Source organism: Amycolatopsis sp. WGS_07, from assembly GCF_045278895.1.
Classification (GTDB): Bacteria; Actinomycetota; Actinomycetes; order Mycobacteriales; family Pseudonocardiaceae; genus Amycolatopsis.
The window spans coordinates 6400051-6420805 of the sequence record NZ_CP136053.1 but is presented as its reverse complement, the minus strand read 5'-3'; the positions used below and the strand labels follow the sequence as shown (position 1 = coordinate 6420805).

At 71.7% G+C, this 20755-nt stretch carries 22 protein-coding genes; 14 read left to right on the top strand and 8 right to left on the bottom strand.

Annotated features, from left to right (window positions below):
- Genes mftE through mftD form a run of 4 tightly spaced genes read left to right on the top strand, consistent with a single transcriptional unit; the run spans window position 1 to window position 4068 of the window.
- The gene (gene mftE / locus RPX00_RS30405) at window positions 1-690 is read left to right on the top strand and encodes a mycofactocin biosynthesis peptidyl-dipeptidase MftE (RefSeq protein WP_406630513.1); all 690 of its coding nucleotides are present in this window, start codon (window positions 1-3) and stop codon (window positions 688-690) included.
- A complete protein-coding gene (locus RPX00_RS30400) occupies window positions 687-1475 on the top strand; it encodes a mycofactocin-coupled SDR family oxidoreductase (protein ID WP_406630511.1) in 789 nt (262 codons plus the stop codon). The genes mftE and RPX00_RS30400 overlap by 4 nt, the downstream gene beginning before the upstream one ends.
- Window positions 1472-2899, top strand: coding sequence for a mycofactocin biosynthesis glycosyltransferase MftF (gene mftF / locus RPX00_RS30395; RefSeq protein WP_406630510.1), 1428 nt, complete (start codon window positions 1472-1474; stop codon window positions 2897-2899). Before RPX00_RS30400 ends, mftF begins: the two co-directional genes overlap by 4 nt.
- Window positions 2896-4068: a pre-mycofactocin synthase MftD gene (mftD, locus tag RPX00_RS30390; RefSeq protein ID WP_406630508.1), complete on the top strand. Its 1173-nt coding sequence runs from the start codon at window positions 2896-2898 to the stop codon at window positions 4066-4068. The genes mftF and mftD overlap by 4 nt, the downstream gene beginning before the upstream one ends.
- A gap of 58 nt (window positions 4069-4126) precedes the next feature.
- Here mftD and RPX00_RS30385 read toward each other — a convergent pair whose 3' ends face one another.
- Window positions 4127-5107 carry a winged helix-turn-helix domain-containing protein gene (locus RPX00_RS30385; RefSeq protein WP_406630506.1) on the bottom strand — a complete coding sequence of 327 codons (981 nt, stop codon included), beginning with the start codon at window positions 5105-5107 and terminating at the stop codon, window positions 4127-4129.
- A 278-nt stretch (window positions 5108-5385) separates the two neighbouring features.
- On the opposite strand from RPX00_RS30385, the gene RPX00_RS30380 reads away from it, so the two are divergent.
- On the top strand, window positions 5386-5799 hold the full coding sequence (locus RPX00_RS30380) for a hypothetical protein (RefSeq protein WP_406630504.1): 414 nt from the start codon (window positions 5386-5388) through the stop codon (window positions 5797-5799).
- Window positions 5800-5852: 53 nt separating this feature from the next.
- On the opposite strand, the gene RPX00_RS30375 is transcribed toward RPX00_RS30380, so the two are convergent.
- Both RPX00_RS30375 and RPX00_RS30370 read right to left on the bottom strand, forming a co-directional pair.
- Window positions 5853-6437 (bottom strand): nuclear transport factor 2 family protein, encoded by a 585-nt coding sequence (locus RPX00_RS30375; protein WP_406630502.1) that lies wholly within the window; start codon window positions 6435-6437, stop codon window positions 5853-5855.
- Window positions 6438-6500: 63 nt separating this feature from the next.
- Complete coding sequence (locus RPX00_RS30370) at window positions 6501-7193, bottom strand: helix-turn-helix transcriptional regulator (RefSeq protein WP_406630500.1); 693 nt, start codon at window positions 7191-7193, stop codon at window positions 6501-6503.
- A 269-nt stretch (window positions 7194-7462) separates the two neighbouring features.
- Between RPX00_RS30370 and RPX00_RS30365 the strand changes: the two genes are divergently transcribed.
- The 5 genes from RPX00_RS30365 to RPX00_RS30345 all read left to right on the top strand — a co-directional run bounded on the left by RPX00_RS30365 (window position 7463) and on the right by RPX00_RS30345 (window position 10773).
- Window positions 7463-8290, top strand: coding sequence for a MerR family transcriptional regulator (locus RPX00_RS30365; protein WP_406630498.1), 828 nt, complete (start codon window positions 7463-7465; stop codon window positions 8288-8290).
- A gap of 83 nt (window positions 8291-8373) precedes the next feature.
- Window positions 8374-9303 (top strand): hypothetical protein, encoded by a 930-nt coding sequence (locus RPX00_RS30360; RefSeq protein WP_406630496.1) that lies wholly within the window; start codon window positions 8374-8376, stop codon window positions 9301-9303.
- 7 nt (window positions 9304-9310) lie between these two features.
- On the top strand, window positions 9311-9676 hold the full coding sequence (locus tag RPX00_RS30355) for an RNA-binding S4 domain-containing protein (RefSeq protein ID WP_009076800.1): 366 nt from the start codon (window positions 9311-9313) through the stop codon (window positions 9674-9676).
- Between the two features lie 90 nt (window positions 9677-9766).
- A complete protein-coding gene (locus RPX00_RS30350) occupies window positions 9767-10198 on the top strand; it encodes a hypothetical protein (RefSeq protein ID WP_406630493.1) in 432 nt (143 codons plus the stop codon).
- Window positions 10195-10773 (top strand): TetR/AcrR family transcriptional regulator, encoded by a 579-nt coding sequence (locus RPX00_RS30345; protein ID WP_406630491.1) that lies wholly within the window; start codon window positions 10195-10197, stop codon window positions 10771-10773. The genes RPX00_RS30350 and RPX00_RS30345 overlap by 4 nt, the downstream gene beginning before the upstream one ends.
- On the opposite strand, the gene ctaD is transcribed toward RPX00_RS30345, so the two are convergent.
- From ctaD to RPX00_RS30325, 4 genes are all read right to left on the bottom strand, one after another.
- The gene (gene ctaD, locus RPX00_RS30340; RefSeq protein WP_406630489.1) at window positions 10774-12480 is read right to left on the bottom strand and encodes a cytochrome c oxidase subunit I; all 1707 of its coding nucleotides are present in this window, start codon (window positions 12478-12480) and stop codon (window positions 10774-10776) included.
- Window positions 12481-12593: 113 nt separating this feature from the next.
- Entirely contained in the window at window positions 12594-12836 is a 243-nt protein-coding gene (locus RPX00_RS30335) for a hypothetical protein (protein WP_406630487.1), read from the bottom strand.
- Window positions 12837-12840: 4 nt separating this feature from the next.
- Entirely contained in the window at window positions 12841-13257 is a 417-nt protein-coding gene (locus RPX00_RS30330) for an SPW repeat protein (protein ID WP_406630485.1), read from the bottom strand.
- 22 nt (window positions 13258-13279) lie between these two features.
- Window positions 13280-14047: an acetate uptake transporter family protein gene (locus RPX00_RS30325; RefSeq protein ID WP_406630483.1), complete on the bottom strand. Its 768-nt coding sequence runs from the start codon at window positions 14045-14047 to the stop codon at window positions 13280-13282.
- Between the two features lie 192 nt (window positions 14048-14239).
- Here RPX00_RS30325 and RPX00_RS30320 point away from each other — a divergent pair, with 192 nt between their 5' ends.
- The 4 genes from RPX00_RS30320 (at window position 14240) to RPX00_RS30305 (ending at window position 18135) form a co-directional block, all read left to right on the top strand.
- Window positions 14240-15334 carry a calcium:proton antiporter gene (locus RPX00_RS30320; protein WP_406630481.1) on the top strand — a complete coding sequence of 365 codons (1095 nt, stop codon included), beginning with the start codon at window positions 14240-14242 and terminating at the stop codon, window positions 15332-15334.
- A gap of 787 nt (window positions 15335-16121) precedes the next feature.
- Window positions 16122-16292, top strand: coding sequence for a hypothetical protein (locus RPX00_RS30315; protein ID WP_406630479.1), 171 nt, complete (start codon window positions 16122-16124; stop codon window positions 16290-16292).
- A complete protein-coding gene (locus RPX00_RS30310; RefSeq protein ID WP_406630478.1) occupies window positions 16289-17731 on the top strand; it encodes an MDR family MFS transporter in 1443 nt (480 codons plus the stop codon). The genes RPX00_RS30315 and RPX00_RS30310 overlap by 4 nt, the downstream gene beginning before the upstream one ends.
- 5 nt (window positions 17732-17736) lie before the next feature.
- Complete coding sequence (locus RPX00_RS30305) at window positions 17737-18135, top strand: hypothetical protein (RefSeq protein ID WP_406630476.1); 399 nt, start codon at window positions 17737-17739, stop codon at window positions 18133-18135.
- A gap of 492 nt (window positions 18136-18627) precedes the next feature.
- Here the strand turns inward: RPX00_RS30305 and RPX00_RS30300 are convergent, their stop codons facing one another.
- The gene (locus tag RPX00_RS30300) at window positions 18628-20223 is read right to left on the bottom strand and encodes an FUSC family protein (RefSeq protein WP_406630474.1); all 1596 of its coding nucleotides are present in this window, start codon (window positions 20221-20223) and stop codon (window positions 18628-18630) included.
- Window positions 20224-20755: the final 532 nt, after the last annotated feature.

Genomic DNA, 20755 nt, shown 5'->3' with positions numbered 1-20755 from the left:
ATGCGCCTGGCCGACCTGTCGTCGCCGGACGTCGCCGAATACGCGGCGTCCGGCGCGATCCTCGCCGTGCCGCTCGGGGCCACCGAGCAGCACGGCCCGCACCTGCCGCTGAGCACGGACACCGACGTCGCGTCGGCGTTGTGCGACCGGCTCGCCGCGACCCGGCCGGACGTGCTGGTCGCGCCCGCGGTCCCCTACGGATCGAGCGGCGAGCACGCCGGGTTCGCCGGAACGCTGTCGATCGGGCAAGCGGCCACGGAACTCCTGCTCGTGGAACTGGGCCGGTCGGCCTGCGAGACGTTCCGGCGGCTGCTTTTCGTGTCCGCACACGGCGGCAACGCGGCTTCGGTGACCCGCGCGGTCGCGACACTGCGTGCCGAATCGCGCGACGTCTCGGTCTTCGAGCCGCGCTGGCAAGGCGATCCCCACGCCGGACGGCCGGAAACCGCACTGCAGCTGGCTCTTCGGCCAAACGCGGTGCAGATGGACAAGGCGGTGCCGGGCGATAATCGTCCGTTGAGCGAGCTGCTTCCCGCGCTGCGCAAGGGCGGCGTGCGGGCGGTGACCGACACCGGAATTCTCGGCGATCCCACCGGAGCTACCGCAGACGAAGGCCGCGACCTCCTCGACGACCTCACGACACAGTTGCGCACGCATGTGCGCGACTGGACTTCGGCGGGGACGCTATGAACGTCGCTCTCGTCACCGGCGCGGCGCGCGGCATCGGCGCGGCCACCGCAGTGAAGCTGGCCGAACAGGGCTGGTCCGTGCTCGCCGTGGACGTCGCCGAAGACGATCCAGCCCTCCCCTACCCGATGGGCACCGGCGAAGAACTGTCCACAGTGGTCGCCAAGATCCGCGAAAAAGGCGGCACCGCGGAGGAATTCCGCGCAGACGTCCGAGACCGCGCTCAGCTGGCCGCAGCGGTAACAGCAGCAGAACAACGCTGGGGCGGCCTCGACGCGGCCATCGCGGCAGCCGGAGTGATCGCGGGCGGCGTGCCGCTATGGGAGATGCCGCCGGAGCAGGAAGACGCGGTCCTCGACGTCAACCTCCGCGGCGTCCTCAACCTCGCCCACGTGGCGATTCCCGCGTTGCTGCGCCGTCCGGAACCCCGGTCCGGACGGTTCCTGGCCGTCGCGTCCGCCGCCGCGACGCGCGGGCTGCCGATGCTCGCCGCGTACTGCGCGGCGAAAGCCGGGGTCGCCGGGCTGATTCGCGCGCTGGGCACCGAATTGGCCGACTCCGGCGTCACCGCCAACGCAGTCAGCCCGGGTTCGACCGACACTCCGATCCTCGCCGAAAGCGCCCGGCTGTACGGCCTTCCAGAAGCGCAAGCGTTTGCCGCGCAACAACCCGTGCGGCGGCTGCTCGATCCCGAGGAGGTCGCGGCCGTGCTGGCCTTCCTCGCCGGGCCGGAAAGCAGCGCGATGACCGGCGCGGTCGTCCCGGCGGACGGAGGGCTGGCGCTGTGACGACCCCGCTGCCCGCCGGCTTCCGCCTCGCCAGAGACCCGAGCGTCAAACAGCTCTCCGACGGCCTCCTCTTCGGCGGCTCCCCCGCCCGCGTGCTGCGCCTGACAAAAGCCGGGAGGACGGCGTGGGTGCGGTTGGCGGACCACCCAGTCGAAAGCCCGGCCGAAGGCGTCCTCGCCCGGCTGCTCACCGACGCCGGGTTCGCACATCCGTTGCCACCAGCCAAAACTGCGGACGTCACCGTCGTCATCCCGGTCCGCGACCGCGCCGGACTCCTCGGCCGCTGCCTCGCCGGACTCGACGACCGCTACCCCGTGCTGGTCGTCGACGACGCATCCGCCGACCCGGCCGCCATCGCCGCGGCAGCCTCCGCACGCGGCGCGAAACTCGTCCGCCGCGACGTCAACGGCGGCCCGGGAGCCGCCCGGAACACCGCGCTGGAGCACGTTTCCACCGATCTGATCGCTTTCCTGGACAGCGATTGCGTCCCCTCCCCCGACTGGATCGACCGCCTGGCCGGGCATTTCGCCGATCCGCTCGTCGCCGCCGTCGCGCCGCGCGTGCGTCCGCTCGCCCCCGGCACCTGGGCCGGCCGCTACACCCAAGCCGCCAGCAGCCTCGACCTCGGCACCGCCGCCGCACGCGTCGCACCTGGCACGCGAATGTCCTATGTGCCCACTGCCGCCCTCCTGGTTCGCCTGACAGCACTGGAATCCGTCACCCAAAACGGTGCGGTCTTCGACCCGGCCATGCGCGTCGGCGAGGACGTCGACCTCGGCTGGCGGCTCCACGACGCCGGTTTCCGGATCCGCTACGACCCGTCCGCGCACGTAGACCACCACGAACCGGCCACCTGGCGCACGTTGCTCCGCCGCCGCGCCAGCTACGGCACCTCCGCCGCGCCGCTCGCCCTTCGCCGCCCGGCTGCGATGGCCCCGCTCGTCCTGCACCCGTGGCCGACGCTCACCGTCGCCGCGCTCTTGGCCCGCCGTCCGCTTCCGGCCGCCGCCGCGTTCGCGGGCGCGGTCCTGACCATGACCCGCGTGCTGCGCCGAAGCGACGTACCCGCAGACGGTGTCGTACGTGCGATGGGTACCGCTGTCGGCCAGACCTGGCTCGGTTTCGGCCGTTACAGCACGCAATTCGCCGCTCCCCTGCTCGCCGCGCTCATGCTGCCGGGCGGGCGGAAACGCTGGGGACGGCGAGCCGCGCTCGCGTCCCTGCTCGCCGGACCGCCGTTGACCGCCTGGCTCCGGCAACGACCCGGCCTCGATCCGTTCCGCTACACCGCCGGCGCGGTCGCCGACGACCTCGCGTACGGCGCCGGTGTGTGGGCGGGCTGTCTCCACCATCAGACCGCGGTCCCGCTGCGCCCGCGCGTGACCTGGCGCCCTCTGCGCGTCGACCCGAAGGGAAAACGATGAGCACCACCTGGTTCGAATCGATCGCCGAAGCACAGCGGCGGGCGAAGAAGCGCCTCCCGGCGTCCGTCTACTCGGCACTGATCGCCGGTTCGGAAAAAGGGCTGACGCTGCAGGACAATCTGGCCGCGTACGACGAACTGCGCTTCGCCCCGCGCACCGCCGGGCTGCCCGGCGAACGCGAGCTGAGCACGCACGTGCTCGGCCGCGACGTCGCGCTGCCGGTGCTGATCTCGCCCACCGGCGTGCAGGCCGTGCATCCCGACGGCGAGGTCGCGGTCGCCCGCGCCGCCGCCGCGCGCGGGACGTCGATGGGGCTGTCGTCGTTCGCCAGCAAGCCCGTAGAGGAAGTGGTGGCGGCCAATCCGAACACTTACTTCCAGGTCTACTGGACCGGCAGCCGCGACGACATCCTGCGCCGGCTGGAGCGCGCCCGGTCAGCTGGCGCCGTCGGGATCATCCTGACGCTCGACTGGTCGTTCTCGCACAGCCGCGACTGGGGCAGCCCGCACATCCCGGACAAGCTGTCGCTGCGCGAACTGCTCCGCTTCGCCCCCGAGGGCATGATGCACCCGCGGTGGCTGCTCGCCTATGCCCGCACGCGGAAACTGCCCGACCTGAGCGTCCCGAACATGGCCGAACCGGGCACTCCGGTGCCGACGTTCTTCGGCGCGTACGGCCAGTGGATGCAGACCGCGCCGCCGACCTGGGAAGACGTGCGCTGGCTGCGGAAGCAATGGGACGGGCCGTTCCTGCTGAAGGGCGTGTACCGGGTCGACGAGGCGCGTCGCGCGGTGGACGCCGGGGTCAGCGCGATCTCGGTCTCGAACCACGGCGGCAACAACCTCGACGGCACTCCCGCCACGATCCGCGCGCTGCCCGCTGTCGCGGAAGCAGTCGGGAAGGACGTGGAAGTGTTGCTGGACGGCGGAATCCGGCGCGGCAGCGACGTCGTGAAAGCCCTCGCGCTGGGGGCTCGCGCCGTGCTGATCGGGCGCGCGTACCTGTGGGGCCTCGCGGCGGGCGGGCAGGCCGGCGTGGAGAACGTGCTGGACGTGCTGCGCAACGGCATCGACTCGACGCTGCTCGCGCTCGGGCACCGCAGCGTGCACGACCTGAGCCGGGACGACCTCATCGTCCCGGAAGGCTTTGAACGCAGCATCGGCGCTTAGCTGTCCGTGAAGGACTCCTTGGGGGACATAGATTCCCTCAAGGAGTCCTTCACGGACCTCAGGCGACCAGCTGGCCGTTCAACAGCGAAGCGCCCAGCTCGGTCAGCCCGTGCCGAGCGGTCGAGCCGGAGCGCGTCGTCCGGATCAACCCGTTGTCCCGCAACACCGACGCGTGCTTGCTCGCCGTCGCCGGAGACACGCCGAGGTGCCGGGCCAGCGTCGTCGTCGTGCGCGTGACCCGCAGTGCCGCCAGGCATTCCGCGCGGGTGCGGCCCAGCAGCGACACCAGCGCGCCGTTCAGGCTCCGCTCCGGGCGCAGCGGCGGCGCCTCGGCCGGGTAGACCAGCACCGGGGCCAGATCCGGGTCGATCAGGCTGACCGGCGCGCCCGCGCAGAACGCCGACGGCACCAGCACCAGCCCGCGCCCGGCCAGCTCCACGGTGCGATGGTGCGGATACCGCACCGCCAGCGTGGTCCCGTCCCAGCCGCAGACCCCCGGCAACGTGCTGAGCACCTGGCCCATTCCCCGTTGCGCCACCGTCCTCAGCCGCGCCGCGCGGTCGCCGCCCACGACGTCCTCGACCCGGTCCCGCACCGGCGCGACGAGCAGCCGGTACGCCGTCCGCAGCGCCCCGACCAGGCTGCCGACCTCCCCGCCGGCCAGTTCCCGCAGCCACGGCGACTCGACGCCGCCGGGGAACGCGCGTTCGAGGTCGCCGCGCAGTCTCGAACGGGACGTGCATGCGAGCGCCGCGCAACCAGCGTCCAAGTCGGCCGTGTACGGCGCGGGCGTGAGGAAATCCGGGAAATCCCCGCGCGCGGGCGCGATCGCGGTGAGGTTTTCCACCGCGGCGCGGGCAGGCATCTCGGCCTCGGCGATCCGCCGCGCCGCGTGTGCCCGCCAGGCGTGGCAGCGGGCCGCGGGCTGGCTCGATCTCAGCTGCTGCCCGGCGAGAACCAGTTCCCACAACGGGTCCGCGCCCGTCGCGAAGCGCGTTCGTTCGAGGTCGCGCGGACCGAAGATCATCTGCAATACCATCGACGTCCTCCCCAGGGTCGACGCAATCACCATCTCACACGCGTCCGCCTCAATCCAGCCGTTCGCGTTTTCGCCTCAGGGAAATCTTGTGGACTCGCCTTGCTTCCCTTGTCACTGTCACCCGGACAGGTCCGAAAAGCCATTTCGGAGGGAGAAAAAATGCAGAAGTCGCGTATCTGCGTGGCTGCCCACCGCACTAGGACTCCCGGGCGGCTGCGTCCCGGGGCAGTGCCGGGAAACCGTGAACGAGTTCCGCTGATCAATTCACTGGGGGAATCATGAAGAATTTGCTGCGCATCGCCACCGGCGTCACCGCGGCGGGGGCCGCCGCGGTGCTCACCGCGACCAGCGCGTCCGCGGCGTCCTCGCCGACCTACACCAAGAGCACCACCGGCGCGAAGGCGAGCTGTTCCTTCGTCAGCTGGGGAACGCTCGTCCACGACGACCATTTGCAGATCACCTGCACGCTGTCCGACACGAAGGCGGACGGCGATTCGGTCTACGTCGAATGGTGGGGCGACGGATACGCGCACCGCCTGCTGTACAACCGCGGCGGGAACGGCAGCGCCAAGAAGGTCTCCGAAGCGCGCTCGAACCCGGACGGCTCCTACCAGTACGCGCATTTCCGGGTGTGCCGCGACATCAACTGGTGGCCGGACAACTGTTCCGCCAGCAAGAAATGGACGATCTGACCAGCGACTGGGGGTCGGCGCCGAGGCGGGCAACACCGCCTCGGCGCCGGACGTCACGGAAGCGGACGCGTCCCCGGCACCACCCATTCCCGGTCGACCCGCCCGTCGACCGCGACCAGCACCGCCAGCCCGCCGCGAGCGCCGTCCGACCAGGTCCCGGCGACGGTCTGCCGCACCGGATCGACGGCCAGCTCGCCGTGCCACGGATGCGCCTCCGCCGCCAGCGCCCGCAATCCTTCGCGGTCCAAGCCGCCCTCGCCCGGTCCGTCCGGCAAGGCCGACCGCCCGTCCGGCGAGGGAATCGTCCAGTTCCGCGCGACCTTTCCACCGGACAGCACGCACATGTCGGCCCCGGTGATGACCACGCCGTCGCGGCGGGTGACGTCCCAGGTGAACGCGAGCCGCTCAGTGCCGTCGATGACGAAGGTGCGCGGCACGAACACATTGCCGACCTCGACCTGGTACTTCGCGATGAACTCTTCGGCGTCCGCGGGCCCGATCAGCGGGTCGAGGCCGGGTTTGGTGCCGGACCACTGCCGGCCGTCGGCGGTGAGCAGCCGGTGCGCGAGCGAGGCGTCCTCGTTCCACATGCGACACCAGAGGGCGGGGATTTCTTCGGGGTTCAGTTCGTTTGCCATGCGACGAAGATCGCGGGCGCCGGCGACACCGTCCTGTCGGTGTTTTCCGCCGCGTGGCGCAGGTCACTCGCCGAGCGGACGGGCGGAGATCCGCGCGAGTTCGGCGTCCAGGTCCACCTCGCGGCGCTCGACGCGGTCGCCGGTCAGCTCGATCGAGCGGATCCGGTCCAGCAGAAAACCGCGGACCGCGTCGCGCAGGCGGCACCAGCCGAGCACATACCAGCCCGCCGGACCCCACAACAGTCCCAGCGGCTCGACGTCGCGTTCCGTCGCCTGGCCTTCCGCGTCCACATAGGACAGCCGGAGGACGCGCCGTGCCGCGAGCGCGGTGAGGATCAGTCCGCTGTGGACAGCCGGCGGTTCGGACTCGCCGACCCGGTGCAGCCGCGCCGCGAGGTGCTGTTCGGCGTCGCGGACGTCGGACGGCAGCCGCGCCAGCACCTTGCGCGCCGCTGACTCCGCCGCCCCCGCGAACGGCGAACCGGCGGCCGAACGCAGCGCGACGGTGATCGCGATGGCCTCCTCCGGAGTGAGCGTGAGCGGCGGCAGCGTCCGTTCGCGGTCGAGGCCGTAGCCGCCGGTCCGCCCGGTTTCCGTCCAGATCGGGACGCCCGCCTCGCGCAGCGCGCCGAGGTCGCGTTCGATCGTGCGCACGCTGACCTCGAACCGGGACGCGAGCCACGCCGCGGTCCGGGTGCGCGGCGCGACCGCCCGAAGCTCCTCGACAAGCGCATACAGCCGGTCCGTGCGATTCACCCGGCCAGCCTACGGACCTGCCCATCCTCACCCGATCGGGTGGCTTTGCGGGCGACCGCCGTCACGACGGCGCACCTCCGCTGTTCCGTTCGCGGGAGCCGCGCCCGGCGCCGGTCCGTCCTAGGAGGGCGGCGGACCGCCGCGGTCCCCTCGTTCGTCGGGGGACGAGGGGGCCGCCGGGAGCGGGTCGGCGCAGGGGGCCGGCCCGTTCCCGGTCCGGCGGGGACACTTGACTCTCACACCGTGTCAGAGCGTGTGCTGGGAAGGTCATGTTCACCATCGGAGAATTCGCCCGCCACGGCCGGGTGTCGGTCCGCATGCTGCGGCATTACGACGCGCTCGGCCTGCTCCGGCCCGCCGAGGTCGACCCGCGCACCGGCTACCGGCACTACACCGCCGGGCAGCTGGCGGTGCTGAACCGGATCGTCGCGCTGAAGGATCTCGGCTTCGGTCTCGGCGAGGTGGCCGCCCTGCTGGACGAGCAGGTCACGCCCGAGCAGGTCCGCGGCATGCTGACCCTGCGCCGCGCCGAACTGGCCGAACGGGTCGCGGCCGACCGGCTCCGGCTGGCCGAGGTCGAGGCGAGGCTCCGCACCCTGGAAAGCGAGCACGCCATGCCGGACACCGACATCCTCGTGAAGGACATCCCCGCGACGCGCGTCGTGCGGCTCACCGCCACCGCGGAAAGCTTCTCCCCCGCCGCCATCACCCCCGTCCTGCGCCCGCTGTGCGCGGAACTGGGCCAGCGGCTCGAAGGATCCGACGCCTCCCCGGCTGGGCCGCTGGTCTGCTACTACGAAAAGCCCGCCGGCGAGGACGACCCGGTCGTCGTGCACGCGGCGCTCCCGGTCTCCGGCCCGGTCGCCGAACCGAACGGCCTCGAAGTGGCCGAACTCCCCGCGTCCCGCGCCGCGACGCTGGTCCACCGCGGTCCGGCGGCCGGAATCCTCGTGGGCTACCAGGAACTCGCCCGGTGGACCGACGAACACGGCTACCGCGCGGACGGCTTCCCGTGCGAGGTCTACCTGCACACCTCCGGCGACGAGCGCGAATGGGTAGTCGAACTGCGCGAGCCCTTCGCCGAGACGCCCCGCTGACCGGGGCAAGACCCGACCTTCGGCGGTTGCGCCGCCGCCGGTTCCGGAGGCGAATGGGGGAGGTCGACCCGAGGAGGACGCAGGTGTTCTCGACAGGTCCCGGCACCCAGCCGGACCGGCTCGCCGACGCGCTGGCGGACGGGCCGTTCAGCCGCGCGCTGACGCTGGCCATCGACCGCAGCGGGCTCGGCCTCGACCGGCTCCGGGACCGGCTCGCCGCGGCGGGCGCGGCGGTCAGCACCACCACCCTCAGCTACTGGCGGACCGGCCGCACCGTGCCCGCCCGCGCCCGCTCCCGCGTCGCGGTCCGGATCCTCGAGGGCGTGCTCGACCTGCCGCCGGGCTCGCTGACCGGCCTGCTCGAACGCGATCCGGAACCGCCGCCGGTGCCCGTCGTGCGCTGGGAACGGCTGTGGGGACGGCGAGGCGCGGTGCTGCGCGTGCTGAACTCGTTCGAGGCGGCGTACCGGACGTCGCTGGTGCTGGTCAGCCTCCACGAGGCCGTGCACGTCGGCGCGGACCGGCGGCTGCACCGGCTGGAAGTGCGCGAGGTCGTCCGCGCGACCGAGGACGACACGCACATCCGGCTGGTCACCGCGCACGGCGTCGGGCCGGGCTGCCCGCCCCGGCTGGTGCGCACCCGCTACTGCTCGCCAGGACGCTCCGAAACCCTCGCCGAAGAGGGGTTCACGGTGACCGAACTGGTCCTCGGCCGCGGACTGGACCGGGGCGAGACCGCGATCGCCGAGTACGAGTTCGAGTTCACCGACGACCGCCCGGACTTCTCCTACGAGCGCCGGTTCCGCAACGCCGTGCACGAACACCTGCTGGAAGTGCATTTCGCGCCCGGCTGCGAACCGCGGACCTGCCACGCCTACCGGCTCGACTCCCCCGCCGGGCCGGAGACGCCGGTCGCCGACCTGCCGGTCACCCGGGGCCTGCCGGCGCACGTCGTGTCGGCCGGGGTCACGCCGGGGATCCTCGGCCTGCGCTGGGAATGGGACGGGCCATGATGGACGCATGGAATCGACGCGGATCGACCGCTGGCTCTGGGCGGTCCGGCTGACGAAGACGCGCGCCGACGCGGCGGCCGCCTGCCGCGGCGGGCACGTGCGGGTGAACGACCGTCCGGCGAAGCCGGCGACCTCGGTCGTCCCCGGCGACGAGGTCCGCGCCCGGATCGGGACGACGACGCGCGTGGTCGAGGTCGTGCAGGTGATCCAGAAGCGCGTGGGCGCCGCGGTCGCGGCCACCTGCCTCATCGACCGCACCCCGAAGCCGCCGCCGGAAGCGGCGATCCCGGTCGCCCGCCGCGAACGCGGAGCGGGCCGCCCGACGAAGCGGGAACGCCGCGTGCTGGACGAATTCCGCCGCCAGCAGGGCTGACCACGCACTGAACGCTCGACAGCCGGTTCCGCGCGGGCTAATTTGCGTACCTTGTAAGCTTACCTCGTACGCATACCTGAGGAGACCGCCTTGACCACGATCGCCGTCGCCGTCCCCCTGCTGTGGCTGGCCTGGCTCGCCCTGACCGAATGGGTCCCGATGTTCCCGCTCAACGACCTCGCGCCGGGCAACCTCCGCCCGCGCCTGCTCGCCGCCGCGATCAACTACCCGTTTCCGCTGCTCATCGCCGCCGGCGTCGCCGTGCACCGGCCGTGGTCGTCGATCGCGGCGCTCGCGTTGTGCGGGCTGATCCTCGCCGGGCACGTCGTCAGCTGGTGGCTGCCGTACTTCGGGATCAGCTCGGCCGCCCAGCGCGAGGTCTACGCCCGCGACTACGCGCGCACCTGGAAAATCCTGCCGACTCGCGGGCACGACGTCGTCCCGGACGTCCAGCACCTGGTCGTCGGCCTGCTCACCCTGGTCATGCTCGGCACGACGCTGGCTGCGACGCTGACCGCATGAACGACACGCCGCGCCGCCGGCCGGGCCGCCCGCCGCAGGTCAGCGCCGACCAGATCGTCACGGCCGCGATCGGCCTCATCGACGACGACGGCCTGGACGCCCTGACCATGCGCGCGCTCGGAGCCCGCCTCGGCGTCGCGGCGATGTCGTTGTACCGCCACGTTCCGCACCGCGACGCCGTGCTCGCCGCGGTGGTGAACCGCCTGGTCACCACCGCGCTCGCCGACCTCGAGCCCCAGCCGTCCTGGGCGGAAGCGGCGACCGGCTTCGCGCGGGCGTACCGCGCCATGTTGCTCAGCCACCCGAACGCGGTTCCGCTGCTGGCCACCCATCCGGTCGACGCCGACGCCGTCACGCCGCTGCTCTCGGGCGTGCTCGACCGGTTCGCCGCCGCCGGCATCGGCCAGGAAACCGCGCTGATCGCGTTGCAGTCCATCGGCGTCTACACCCTCGGCCACGCGCTCGCCCAGGTCGGCTCGCCGCCGGAACGGACCGCCGACCCGGCTGCCGCCGAGTACTACGACCAGTGGTTCGCCGCCGGGCTCCGCGCCCTGGTCAAGGGGTTCGAGCCCTGATCAGGTGCGGGATTTCTCCCGCGCCCGCCGTCGCCACTCGACGTGCTGCTCGTCCCGCAGCCGCTCCACCACGTCGGGATAGTGCAGTTCGAACGCGGGCCGCTCGGAGCGGATCCGCGGCAATTCGGTGAAATTGTGCCGCGGCGGCGGGCACGACGTGGCCCATTCCAAGGAATTGCCGAAGCCCCACGGGTCGTCCACTTCGACCCGTTCGCCGTAGCGGTAGCTCTTCACCACGTTCCAGATGAACGGCAGCACCGACGCGCCGAGAATGAACGCGCCAATGGTGGAAATGGTGTTCAGCACCGTGAACCCGTCGCTGTGGAGGTAGTCCGCGTACCGTCGCGGCATCCCTTCCGCGCCGAGCCAGTGCTGTACCAGGAACGTCGTGTGGAAACCGATGAACGTGGTCCAGAAGTGCCATTTGGCGAGCGATTCGTCGAGCATCCTTCCGGTCATCTTCGGGAACCAGAAGTAGATCCCGGCGAACGTGGCGAACACGATCGTGCCGAACAGGACGTAATGGAAGTGCGCGACCACGAAATACGTGTCGGTGATGTGGAAGTCCAGCGCGGGCGCGGCCAGCAGCACCCCGGTCAGTCCGCCGAGCAGGAACGTCACGAGGAAGCCGACTGACCACAGCATCGGCGACTCGAACGACAGCGTCCCCTTCCACATCGTGCCGATCCAGTTGAAGAACTTGAGCCCGGTCGGCACCGCGATGAGGAAAGTCATGATCGAGAAGAACGGCAGCAGCACCGCGCCGGTCGCGTACATGTGGTGCGCCCAGACCGTCGCGGACAGCCCGGTGATGCCGATCGTCGCGAACACCATCATCCGGTACCCGTAAAGCGGTTTCCGGCTGAACACCGGGATGATTTCGGTGACGATCCCGAAATACGGCAGCGCGACGATGTACACCTCGGGATGGCCGAAGAACCAGAACAGGTGCTGCCACAGGATGGCCCCGCCGTTGGCCGGGTCGAAAACGTGCGCACCGAGCCGCCGGTCGGCCTCCAGCGCGAACAGCGCGGCGGTGAGAATCGGGAACGCGATCAGCACGAGAATCCCGGTGAACAGGATGTTCCAGGTGAAAAGCGGCATCCGGAACATCGTCATTCCCGGAGCGCGCAGGCACAGAATCGTCGTGGTCATGTTGACCGCGCCGAGAATGGTGCCGAGACCGGACACGATCAGGCCCATGATCCACAAATCGCCGCCGACGCCGGGGCTGTGCACGCCGTCCGACAACGGCGTGTACGCGGTCCAGCCGAAATCGGGCGCGCCGGCCGGAGTGAGGAACGAACTCAGCACGATCAAGCCGCCGAACAGGTACAGCCAATAGGAAAACGCGTTCAGCCGCGGGAACGCCACGTCCGGTGAACCGATCTGGAGCGGCAGCACGAAATTGGCGAAGCCGAACACGTTCGGCGTCGCGTACAGCAGCAGCATGATCGTGCCGTGCATGGTGAAGAGCTGGTTGTACTGCTCTTGCGAGAGGAATTGCAGGCCCGGCTGGGCCAGTTCGCCGCGCATCAGCAGCGCCATCGCGCCGCCGACGAGGAAGAACGCGAACGAGGTGCCGAGATAGAGGAGCCCGATCTGCTTGTGGTCGGTGGTGCGCAGGATGCCGAGCAGCACCCCGCCTTTCTTGCCGCGCGGCCGCGCGTCGGCGATCACCACCGGCCGGGGCTTCAGCTGCGTCATGACCGTCCTCCCGCGCACCCGACGATCGCCGGGCAGCCGAAAGCCGCCCGGCCTCACCTCGGGCCGGGTAACCGGCCGCGGCCCTCGGCAAACCCCGGCTTTATCCGGGTTTCTCAGCGGGACGGCAGCTCCCCGTTCACCAGCGCCGCACCGAAGACGGCCGCCGCGCCGAAGACCAGGAACACCGCTCCGGCCGCGGGCGCGGACGCCCACCACACCACGCCCGCCGCGGCCACCAGCCAGGCGCCGACGAGCGTCTGCTTCCGGGCCGGCGACGCCGCCTTGAGCGAACGCAACCCCGCGCCGCCCAAGGCGAGCACGCCGAGCGCGAGCACCGCCAGCACCGGCCAGTACATTTCTTTACTCTCGGAAATCGCCGCTGTGCCTGCGATAGGCGACAGTCACCGAGATAGCCGCGAAAATCGCCAGCAGGACGCCGACGATCAACGCGTTCGTGCGGAGAGCGTCGCGATGGCCGTCGACCGGATAGCCGAACGCGAACGGCGCGGCGATCAGCCAGAACCCGATCGCGACGTTGACCAGTCCCAGCCAGCGCGCCCGTTCCGGCAGCCCGAACCGGACCAGCGCGACCACCGCCACGACGATCCCGCACAGCAGGCTGTTCCAGAACCCGGCCGCCTCCGACAGGGTGAACGCGTAGCTGTACGCGAAGGCCGCGATCACCAGCCACGCCCCGGCCAGGAACTCCGCGGCGAGCGGCAGTCTGCTTTCCCGCAGTTTCCGGTCCTGCGGCGTCAGCGCGATGCTCAACTTCATCGGTGCTCACCTCCTCGCCGGGCTACTGCCCGGCCTTGATCCCGGGCTCGCCGTGATCGAACTGGATCGCTTGGTGCCACGGCACTGTCGTGGTGCGGGCGGCCCGCGGAGCGCGCAGGCCCATCGGCAGGACCACCCGGTGGTGCGCCGCTTCGAGCACCATCGCGCTGCACGCGTACCAGGCCAGCACCGCGGACCCGAGCAGGAAGTACGCGGCGATGGTGCGCATGACGCCCGCGTCGGCGATCAGGCCGATCGCCATCAGCGTCGACCCGGCGGCGAGAACCGTGAGCAGCGCGCAGAGCACCAGGCTTTCCGCCAGCGCGGCCAGCGCGCCGGTCCAGGTGATCGCCGCCAGCCCGACGAACCAGAAGCCGATCGCGGCCGCCGCGACCGGGCTCGCCGTCGTCGAAGGCAGCCCGCCGAGGCCGACGAACAGCTGGTAAACGCCGTAGCCGAGCCAGAACGCGCCCCACGTCCCGTGCACGACCGTGGCGAGCGCGTCGCGGGCCCGGTACGACCACATCCCGGCGAGGAACTGCGCGACGCCGCCGAAAGCGAACGCGAACGGGGCCAGCAGCAGCGGCGTCGTCGTCCCGTCGCCGAACCAGCCGGCCAGGTTGGCCGCCACCATGAACGTCGACACCGCGAGCCCGGCGAGGCCGAGAATCGACGGCGCGGCGACCGGGCTCAGGTTGATGTGCGTGTGCTCGCGCCAGAACGAGTACTCCGCGCCGTCGCCGCCGACGGGCGCGGCACGGTCGCCGGCCATCTGCGTTTCGCGGGTCATCTCCGGCTCCTTCCTCTTCTTCTGTGCGCCGCGCGTACCCCGCCGCCGACCTGCGGAACCCTGCCGTGGGTCCGCCAAACGAGTGAATTTCGCGCGGGGTCGCTCGACGGGCAGTGTCCATTTCGGACCCGACACTCCCCCGCGCGGACGGCATCCCCGGCGAGCGGGGGTGCGGTGTGCCAGGGTGTGCGCATGGCGCGCGTCCGCGGTTATCTGTTGTCCTGGACCACTTTGCTGCCCGTGATCTCCCTGGTTCTGCTGGCGCTCACCTGGGGCCGCACGCTGGGCCCGGTGCCGGTCGCGCTGGTGGCGATCGCGCTGGCGGGCACGGTTCTCGCCGCGGTGCACCACGCCGAGGTCGTCGCGCACCGGGTCGGCGAACCGTACGGCTCGCTGGTGCTCGCGGTCGCGGTGACGGTCATCGAGGTCGCGCTGATCGTCACGATGATGGCTTCCGGCGGGGAAAAGGCCGACACCCTGGCGCGCGACACGGTGTTCGCCGCGGTGATGATCACCACCAACGGCATCGTCGGCCTGTCCCTGCTCGTAGGCGCGCGCCGGTACGGGGAAACGCGATTCCACCCCGAAGGCAGCGGCGCGGCGCTGGCGACCGTCGGCACGCTGGCGACGCTGAGCCTCGTGCTGCCGACGTTCACCACCAGCACCCCGGGCCCGGGTTTTTCCGCCCCACAGCTGGCTTTCGCCGCCGGAGCTTCGCTGGTCCTGTACGCCACGTTCGTCGCGACGCAGACCGTCCGCCACCGCGACTTCTTCCTCCCGGTCGATGCCGACGGCGAGACCCGTGAGGAAGAACACGCGGAGCCGCCGAGCCTTCAGAAGACCATGGTGAGCCTCGGCCTGCTGCTGGTCGCACTGGTCACCGTGGTCGGCCTGGCGAAGGTCGAATCCCCGGCCATCGAGGCGGGCGTGCGCGCGGCCGGGCTGCCGCAGTCGTTCGTGGGCGTGGTAATCGCCCTGCTGATCCTGGCCCCGGAAACGCTGGCCGCGGTCCGCGCGGCCCGGCGCGACCGGATGCAGATCAGCCTCAACCTCGCGTACGGATCCGCGATCGCCAGCATCGGCCTGACGATCCCGGTCATCGCGCTCGCGTCGGTGTGGCTGAAGGGCCCGCTGCTGCTGGGCCTCGGGCCGACGCACATCGTGCTGCTCGCGCTCACCGTGGTGGTCAGCGTGCTGACTGTGGTGCCGGGCCGCGCGACCCGGCTTCAGGGCGGGGTGCATCTGGTGTTGCTGGCGGGATTCCTGGTGCTGGCGATGAATCCGTGAGGTGTCGCTGGACGGCAGGCGTTCTGCCTTGGCGGCTCGGGTTTCGCTGACCAGGAGCCCGGTGCTTCCCGAACGGCGGGAGTCTGGCGTGCCTGTCCCGAGTTTCGCCGACCAGAACCCTGGTGCCCGCCAGCATGCGCTTCGGCGACAGCAGCCTCTGGTGGCCCTGTTTCGCCAGCCAAAGCCCGGTGCCAACTCCCGGCGACACCAGCCTCCGGCACCCCTGCTTCACCGGCCAAAGCCCGATGCCAACTCCCGGCGACACCAGCCTCCGGCACCCCTGCTTCGCCGACCAAAGCCCGGTGCCAACTCCCGGCGACACCAGGCAGAAATCCAACCTCCGGGGCCCCCGCCTCGCCGACCAAAGCCCGGCACCAGCTCCCGACGACAGCGAGCCTGAATCCGACCTCCGGTGGCCTTGTCCCGAAGCGCCTTCGCCAACCCCGGTGCCCGCCCCGGCAACGGCAGGCACCCGGCTTCCGGCGACCCGGCCTCAAGGCGCGGCCGAGATCCCCGGCGCCCGGCCGCCCCCTACTCGCCCCCGAACCCGAGCCGATTCCCGCGGTTCGCGATGAACTCTCCGTGAACTGCCCAGCCGCTGGTCGGACCGCCTTTCGCACCGCCCGCGAGCCCGCGGTCAGCGCACCTCCGCGGCCCGCGCGCGGAAAACGACGCCGGTTTTGTCGGTGCTTCTCCGTATCCTGGCCGAGTGAAGATCCAGCAGTCCCCAACCCCGTCCGCTGCGGCTGGTGAAGCCGCGCGCAGAGCCTTCTCGAGGAGCCGTCCGATGTTCGCCGGCCGTCCGTCGGCCGGTGCCCGCTTCGTCCGTGCCGCGGTCCCCGCGGCCGCCGCGTCCGCGAGCGCCCGAGGCAACGCCGCCCGGCTCGCGACCCTTGACATTTCCCGCGAAACGCGCACCGCCGCCGCTCGCACGATCGTCGGCGAGGTGCGCGCATGAGCGGCGTCTCGTCCCCCGCCGAAGCGGCTCCCGGGCGGCCCGCCGCCAAGCCGGGGCTGCTGATCGGCGTGCTCGTGCTGTCGGCGTTCGTGATGATCCTCAACGAGACCATCCTGAGCATCGCGCTGCGCGACCTCACCGTCGACCTCTCCGTGCCGACCACCACGATCCAATGGCTCACCAGCGGATTCCTGCTCACGATGGCCGTGGTGATCCCGACGACCGGGTTCCTGCTCGAACGGTTCACGCCGCGGCAGGTGTTCGTCTTCTCGCTCGCCTCGTTCAGCCTCGGCACGCTGCTGTGCGGCATCGCGCCCGGGTTCGGCTTGCTGATGGCGGGCCGGGTCGTGCAGGCGTGCGGCACCGCGGTGATGATCCCGCTGCTGATGACCACCGTCATGCGGCTCGTGCCCGCCCAGCGCCGCGGCGCGACGATGGGCACGATCAGCATCGTCATCGCGGTCGCGCCCGCGATCGGCCCGACCATCGGCGGCGCGGTGCTGTCGTCGCTCGGCTGGCGGTGGATGTTCTTCATCGTGCTGCCGCTGTCGCTGGCCGCGCTGGTCACCGGGATGCTGCAGCTGCGGATCGACAGCGAAACCCGCGCGGTCCCGCTCGACGTCCTCTCCGTCATCCTGTCCGCGATCGGTTTCGGCGGCGTGCTGTACGGCCTGTCGTCCGCGGGCGAATCGGCCGAGACGGCGCTGGCGCCGCCGTGGCTGCCGATCGTCGTCGGCGTGGTCTCGCTCGCGGTGTTCGGCTGGCGGCAGCTGCGCCTGCAGCAACGCGACCGCGCGCTGCTGGACCTGCGGCCGTTCACCCATCGCAGTTTCGTGGTCGCGCTGGCGCTCAGCGCGCTGCTGTTCATGTGCCTGATCGGGGCGGGCGCGATCCTGCTCCCGCTGTATCTGCAGACGGTCCTGCACAAGTCCACGTTCGTCAGCGGCCTGGCCGTCCTGCCCGGCGGTCTGGTGCTGGGCTTGCTCGGCCGCCCGGTCGGCGCGCTCTTCGACAAGGTCGGCGCGCGTCCGCTGGTCCTGCCCGGCGCCCTCGCGATGACGGTCGCACTGTGGCTGTTCTCGCTGCTCGGCCCGGATTCGCCGCTGATCGCGGTGATCGGCATCCACATCGTCCTGATGGCCGGCCTCGGCCTGATGATGACGCCGCTGATGACCGAATCGCTGGCCGCGCTCCCCGACCACCTCTACTCGCACGGCAGCGCGATCCTCTCCACGCTCCAACAGGTCGCGGGTGCACTGGGCACCGCGGTGTTCGTCAGCGTCGCCACGCTGACCAGCGCCGAGCACGCGGCGGTGAGCCCCGACGCCACCGGCCTCCAGACAGCCTTCGTCGTCGCCGGCTGCATCGGATTGGTCGGACTCGTCGGCGCCTGGTTCGTCCGGTCGACCCGCCCGGAAAGCGCTGAGGAGGCAGCCTGACCCCAGTGGACCCGGAACGGCTCGACGCCGTCGCCCGCACCTACACCGCGGAGATGACCAGCATCCGGGGCCGGCGCGTGCACCGCCTGGTGACGCGCCGGCTGGCAGGCTACGACCACGTCCTGCCCGCCGTCACCGCCGACGGCACCCCGGCACTGCTGGCCCTGTCCGCCGACGGCCGAGCCGCCTTCTGCCACACCGACGGCCGCGGCCCGTCCGCGAACATCGTCACGTGCGGCCCGACGCCCGGCGTCACGGTGACGTCCGCGCACGACCTGACCAAAGACTCGCTGCCGGTGCTGAGCTGGACCGTCCGGCATCCAGGTCTGCTGGACGTCGCGGGCCCGCTGACGATCGTCCCCGGCGACACCGACCAAGCCGAGATCGAGGCGGCCCTGCTGTAGTCCCGGGGTGAGGGCGGGTCGAGGCCGGAGCCTGTGCTGCACAGTTGCGGCCCAGCTTCGAGCCGCTCGCGGGGGTGCCTTCCTGCGCGGGGTAGCCGCCGTCGGCGGCAGTCTCGCCGAATGGCGGCGCGGGCTTGGGCCGCGCCAGCATGCGCAGGCGAATTCGGTGGGCTCTGCCGCCGGGTGCCTGGCGCTCGCCGTTCGCAAGCCAGCCCCGGGCGTTCTCACCAGCGTTCTGCCGCCGCCGGGCCTGCCCAGGCAGACCTCCGGCCGCATCGGGCACCAGCCTCAGCGGCCGAAACTCACCCCGCCGCCCGACATCCCCCGCCTCACCCTCACCGGCCGGAAGCACGCTCCCACCGTCCGACCTCCCGCAACCCGCCTCACCCTCACCAGCCGAAAACCCGCTCCCACCGGCCGACATCCCCCCGCCTCACCCTCACGGGCCGGAAGCACGCTCCCGCGGCCTGACACCCCCAACCCGCCTCACCCTCACCGGCCGAAAACCCGCTCCCACCGTCCAACGTCCCGCAACCCGCCGTCCGGTGCGGACCAGCAGGACTGGAGCAGGTCGTAACCGTCGTGGACCAGGGCTGCGTGGGCGGGCCATCGTCCGGCTGTCCAGCCGGGTTCGTTGTGGGCCGAGTCCACTCCGGCCCGGGTCGCTCCCTCCAGTTCGAACTGCAGGTCCCGGCGCGCGGCCGGGCCCGGCACCGGTGCCCCCGCCAAGACCGCGCGGGCCGCGGCGCGGACGCGGGATCCGGTCCAGTCCAACGTCTTCCGGTGCGCGCGAGGCAGGACCGCGTACTGCACGACCACCGCGACCGCGACCCCGATCGCCGTCTGGGCGAAGCGGTCCGCCACTGCCGGCCACACCGGGCCGGGCAGGCTCGCCACCCCGGCGGCCAGCAGCGCGAGCGGCGTGATGACCACGACTGCCACGGCGTAGTTTCGCGGCACCACCAGTTCCACACAGAACTGCAGCACCGCCAGAATCAAGATCAGCACTATCCCGGACGGCGCGGTCATCATCACCACTCCGAAGAGCACCAGCCCGGCCGCGGTCCCGACAAACCGGTGCAGCGCACGGACATTCGCCCGCCGCCGGTCCAATCCCTGCTGCAGCACCACCAGCGCGCTCAGCACCGCCCAATGCGGACGTCCGAACCCGACGGCCACCGCCAGTTCCCCCGCGAGCACGCAGCCCGCTCCGACGCGGAGCGAAGTCAACGCGGCGTGCGAGCGCAACGGAACCGCGCGGCGCAACCGGTAGCCGATGCTTGGTCGAGGCAGCGGCAGTTGCCCTGGTGGCAGCTCGACGGACTCCCCGGGTGACGCGTCCGCGAACCGACGGTGCGTGGCGAGCAGCTTCGCCACCAGGTCTGGTTCAGTGCCCCTGCGCGGATGTCCCGCGTCGTGCAGCGCAGTCCACGCTGCGGACACCGCGGCACCGGCGGCGTGCCGGGCCTCGGCCGTCTTGCGTTCCGCCGAGACGAACCCCTCGACCGCCCGCACCGCGCGTTCGACGGCAGTCCGCTCCGGTTTGGCCCGATCAGCCAGCACTCCGGCCATCGACACCACCACCGACGACCCGACCCCGGCCGCGGCACAACCCAGCACGACCCACGGCCGCGCACCCGCCTCGACCGCCGCCTGCGCGCCCGCACAAACGAGCGCGAAGAACAACGGCCCCGGCGGTCCGAGGCGCAACGCGTCGACGACGTAGGTCGCCAGCACCGCGACCGCCGAAACCACCAAAACGGACACCGGCCCGGGCGGAACCACCGTCCCGACAGAAGCGCCCAGCGCGGCAGCCGCGAGCAACCCAGCGCCAGCAGCCGCGACGACACCCGCGCGGACCCGGTACGGCCGCCCCTCGCCGTACAAGACCGCGAACGTCCCCAGCGTGACGAACAACGCCGACGCCGACGCCCCCGCCAGCACCAGCGCGATCCCCGGAACCGCCACCGCCGCCGCGGCCCGCAACCCCGCCGACCACCGCCGCCCGACCGGCGGGAGGGCGAACATCAGCGCCCGGAACCCCGCCACGCGAGGCAACTGCTCCACCGGCTCGGGCGACGATCCCATCCGCCCATCCCAGCACGCCCCCACCCGCCCCGGACGCCCGGCCACGGCGGGCAGAGACCGCGAGCACACTCCGGTCCAGCTGCGCCGGGCTTCCGGCGGCAGAGGTTTCTTACGTGGCCGCCCGACCCGGACGGGCTACCGACGACCGCAGCCCGCGTCCCACAACAGCCTCGCCCCGCCAACCCGGGCAGCGATCGACCGAACCCCGGCACCCCTACGACCCGCTCCCCCGTCCCCGCCAGCGGAGATCGGCCATGGCAACCGCGCCGCCGCCCGAACCCTCGCCCCCGCAGTTGCCTCGACGCCCTTGACCGCGGCCCGGCCTCGGCGGGCGCGCGTCCAGTGATGGACGGCCAGTGATCAGCGCACCACGAAACCAGCATTTGCCCGCAATCGCCTCGGCTCGGCTCCCCTCGGCCCAGCCCAGCCCAGCCCGGCTCGGCCCGACTCAGCCCGGCTCGGCTCGGCCCGGCTCAGCTCGGCCCGGCTCAGCTCCCCTCGGCCCGGCTCGGCCCGCCCGGCCCAGCTCGAC

What these genes read in the sequence shown, in the direction of transcription:
- ctaD (WP_406630489.1), bottom strand. Translation starts at nt 12,480, where the DNA reads ATGACGCAGCTGAAGCCCCGGCCGGTGGTGATCGCCGACGCGCGGCCG.
- RPX00_RS30310 (WP_406630478.1), top strand. Translation starts at nt 16,289, where the DNA reads ATGAGCGGCGTCTCGTCCCCCGCCGAAGCGGCTCCCGGGCGGCCCGCC.
- RPX00_RS30345 (WP_406630491.1), top strand. Translation starts at nt 10,195, where the DNA reads ATGAACGACACGCCGCGCCGCCGGCCGGGCCGCCCGCCGCAGGTCAGC.
- RPX00_RS30320 (WP_406630481.1), top strand. Translation starts at nt 14,240, where the DNA reads ATGGCGCGCGTCCGCGGTTATCTGTTGTCCTGGACCACTTTGCTGCCC.
- RPX00_RS30325 (WP_406630483.1), bottom strand. Translation starts at nt 14,047, where the DNA reads ATGACCCGCGAAACGCAGATGGCCGGCGACCGTGCCGCGCCCGTCGGC.
- RPX00_RS30380 (WP_406630504.1), top strand. Translation starts at nt 5,386, where the DNA reads ATGAAGAATTTGCTGCGCATCGCCACCGGCGTCACCGCGGCGGGGGCC.
- RPX00_RS30335 (WP_406630487.1), bottom strand. Translation starts at nt 12,836, where the DNA reads ATGTACTGGCCGGTGCTGGCGGTGCTCGCGCTCGGCGTGCTCGCCTTG.
- mftD (WP_406630508.1), top strand. Translation starts at nt 2,896, where the DNA reads ATGAGCACCACCTGGTTCGAATCGATCGCCGAAGCACAGCGGCGGGCG.
- mftE (WP_406630513.1), top strand. Translation starts at nt 1, where the DNA reads ATGCGCCTGGCCGACCTGTCGTCGCCGGACGTCGCCGAATACGCGGCG.
- RPX00_RS30385 (WP_406630506.1), bottom strand. Translation starts at nt 5,107, where the DNA reads ATGGTATTGCAGATGATCTTCGGTCCGCGCGACCTCGAACGAACGCGC.
- RPX00_RS30315 (WP_406630479.1), top strand. Translation starts at nt 16,122, where the DNA reads ATGTTCGCCGGCCGTCCGTCGGCCGGTGCCCGCTTCGTCCGTGCCGCG.
- RPX00_RS30400 (WP_406630511.1), top strand. Translation starts at nt 687, where the DNA reads ATGAACGTCGCTCTCGTCACCGGCGCGGCGCGCGGCATCGGCGCGGCC.
- RPX00_RS30375 (WP_406630502.1), bottom strand. Translation starts at nt 6,437, where the DNA reads ATGGCAAACGAACTGAACCCCGAAGAAATCCCCGCCCTCTGGTGTCGC.
- RPX00_RS30355 (WP_009076800.1), top strand. Translation starts at nt 9,311, where the DNA reads ATGGAATCGACGCGGATCGACCGCTGGCTCTGGGCGGTCCGGCTGACG.
- RPX00_RS30365 (WP_406630498.1), top strand. Translation starts at nt 7,463, where the DNA reads ATGTTCACCATCGGAGAATTCGCCCGCCACGGCCGGGTGTCGGTCCGC.
- RPX00_RS30300 (WP_406630474.1), bottom strand. Translation starts at nt 20,223, where the DNA reads ATGGGATCGTCGCCCGAGCCGGTGGAGCAGTTGCCTCGCGTGGCGGGG.
- RPX00_RS30330 (WP_406630485.1), bottom strand. Translation starts at nt 13,257, where the DNA reads ATGAAGTTGAGCATCGCGCTGACGCCGCAGGACCGGAAACTGCGGGAA.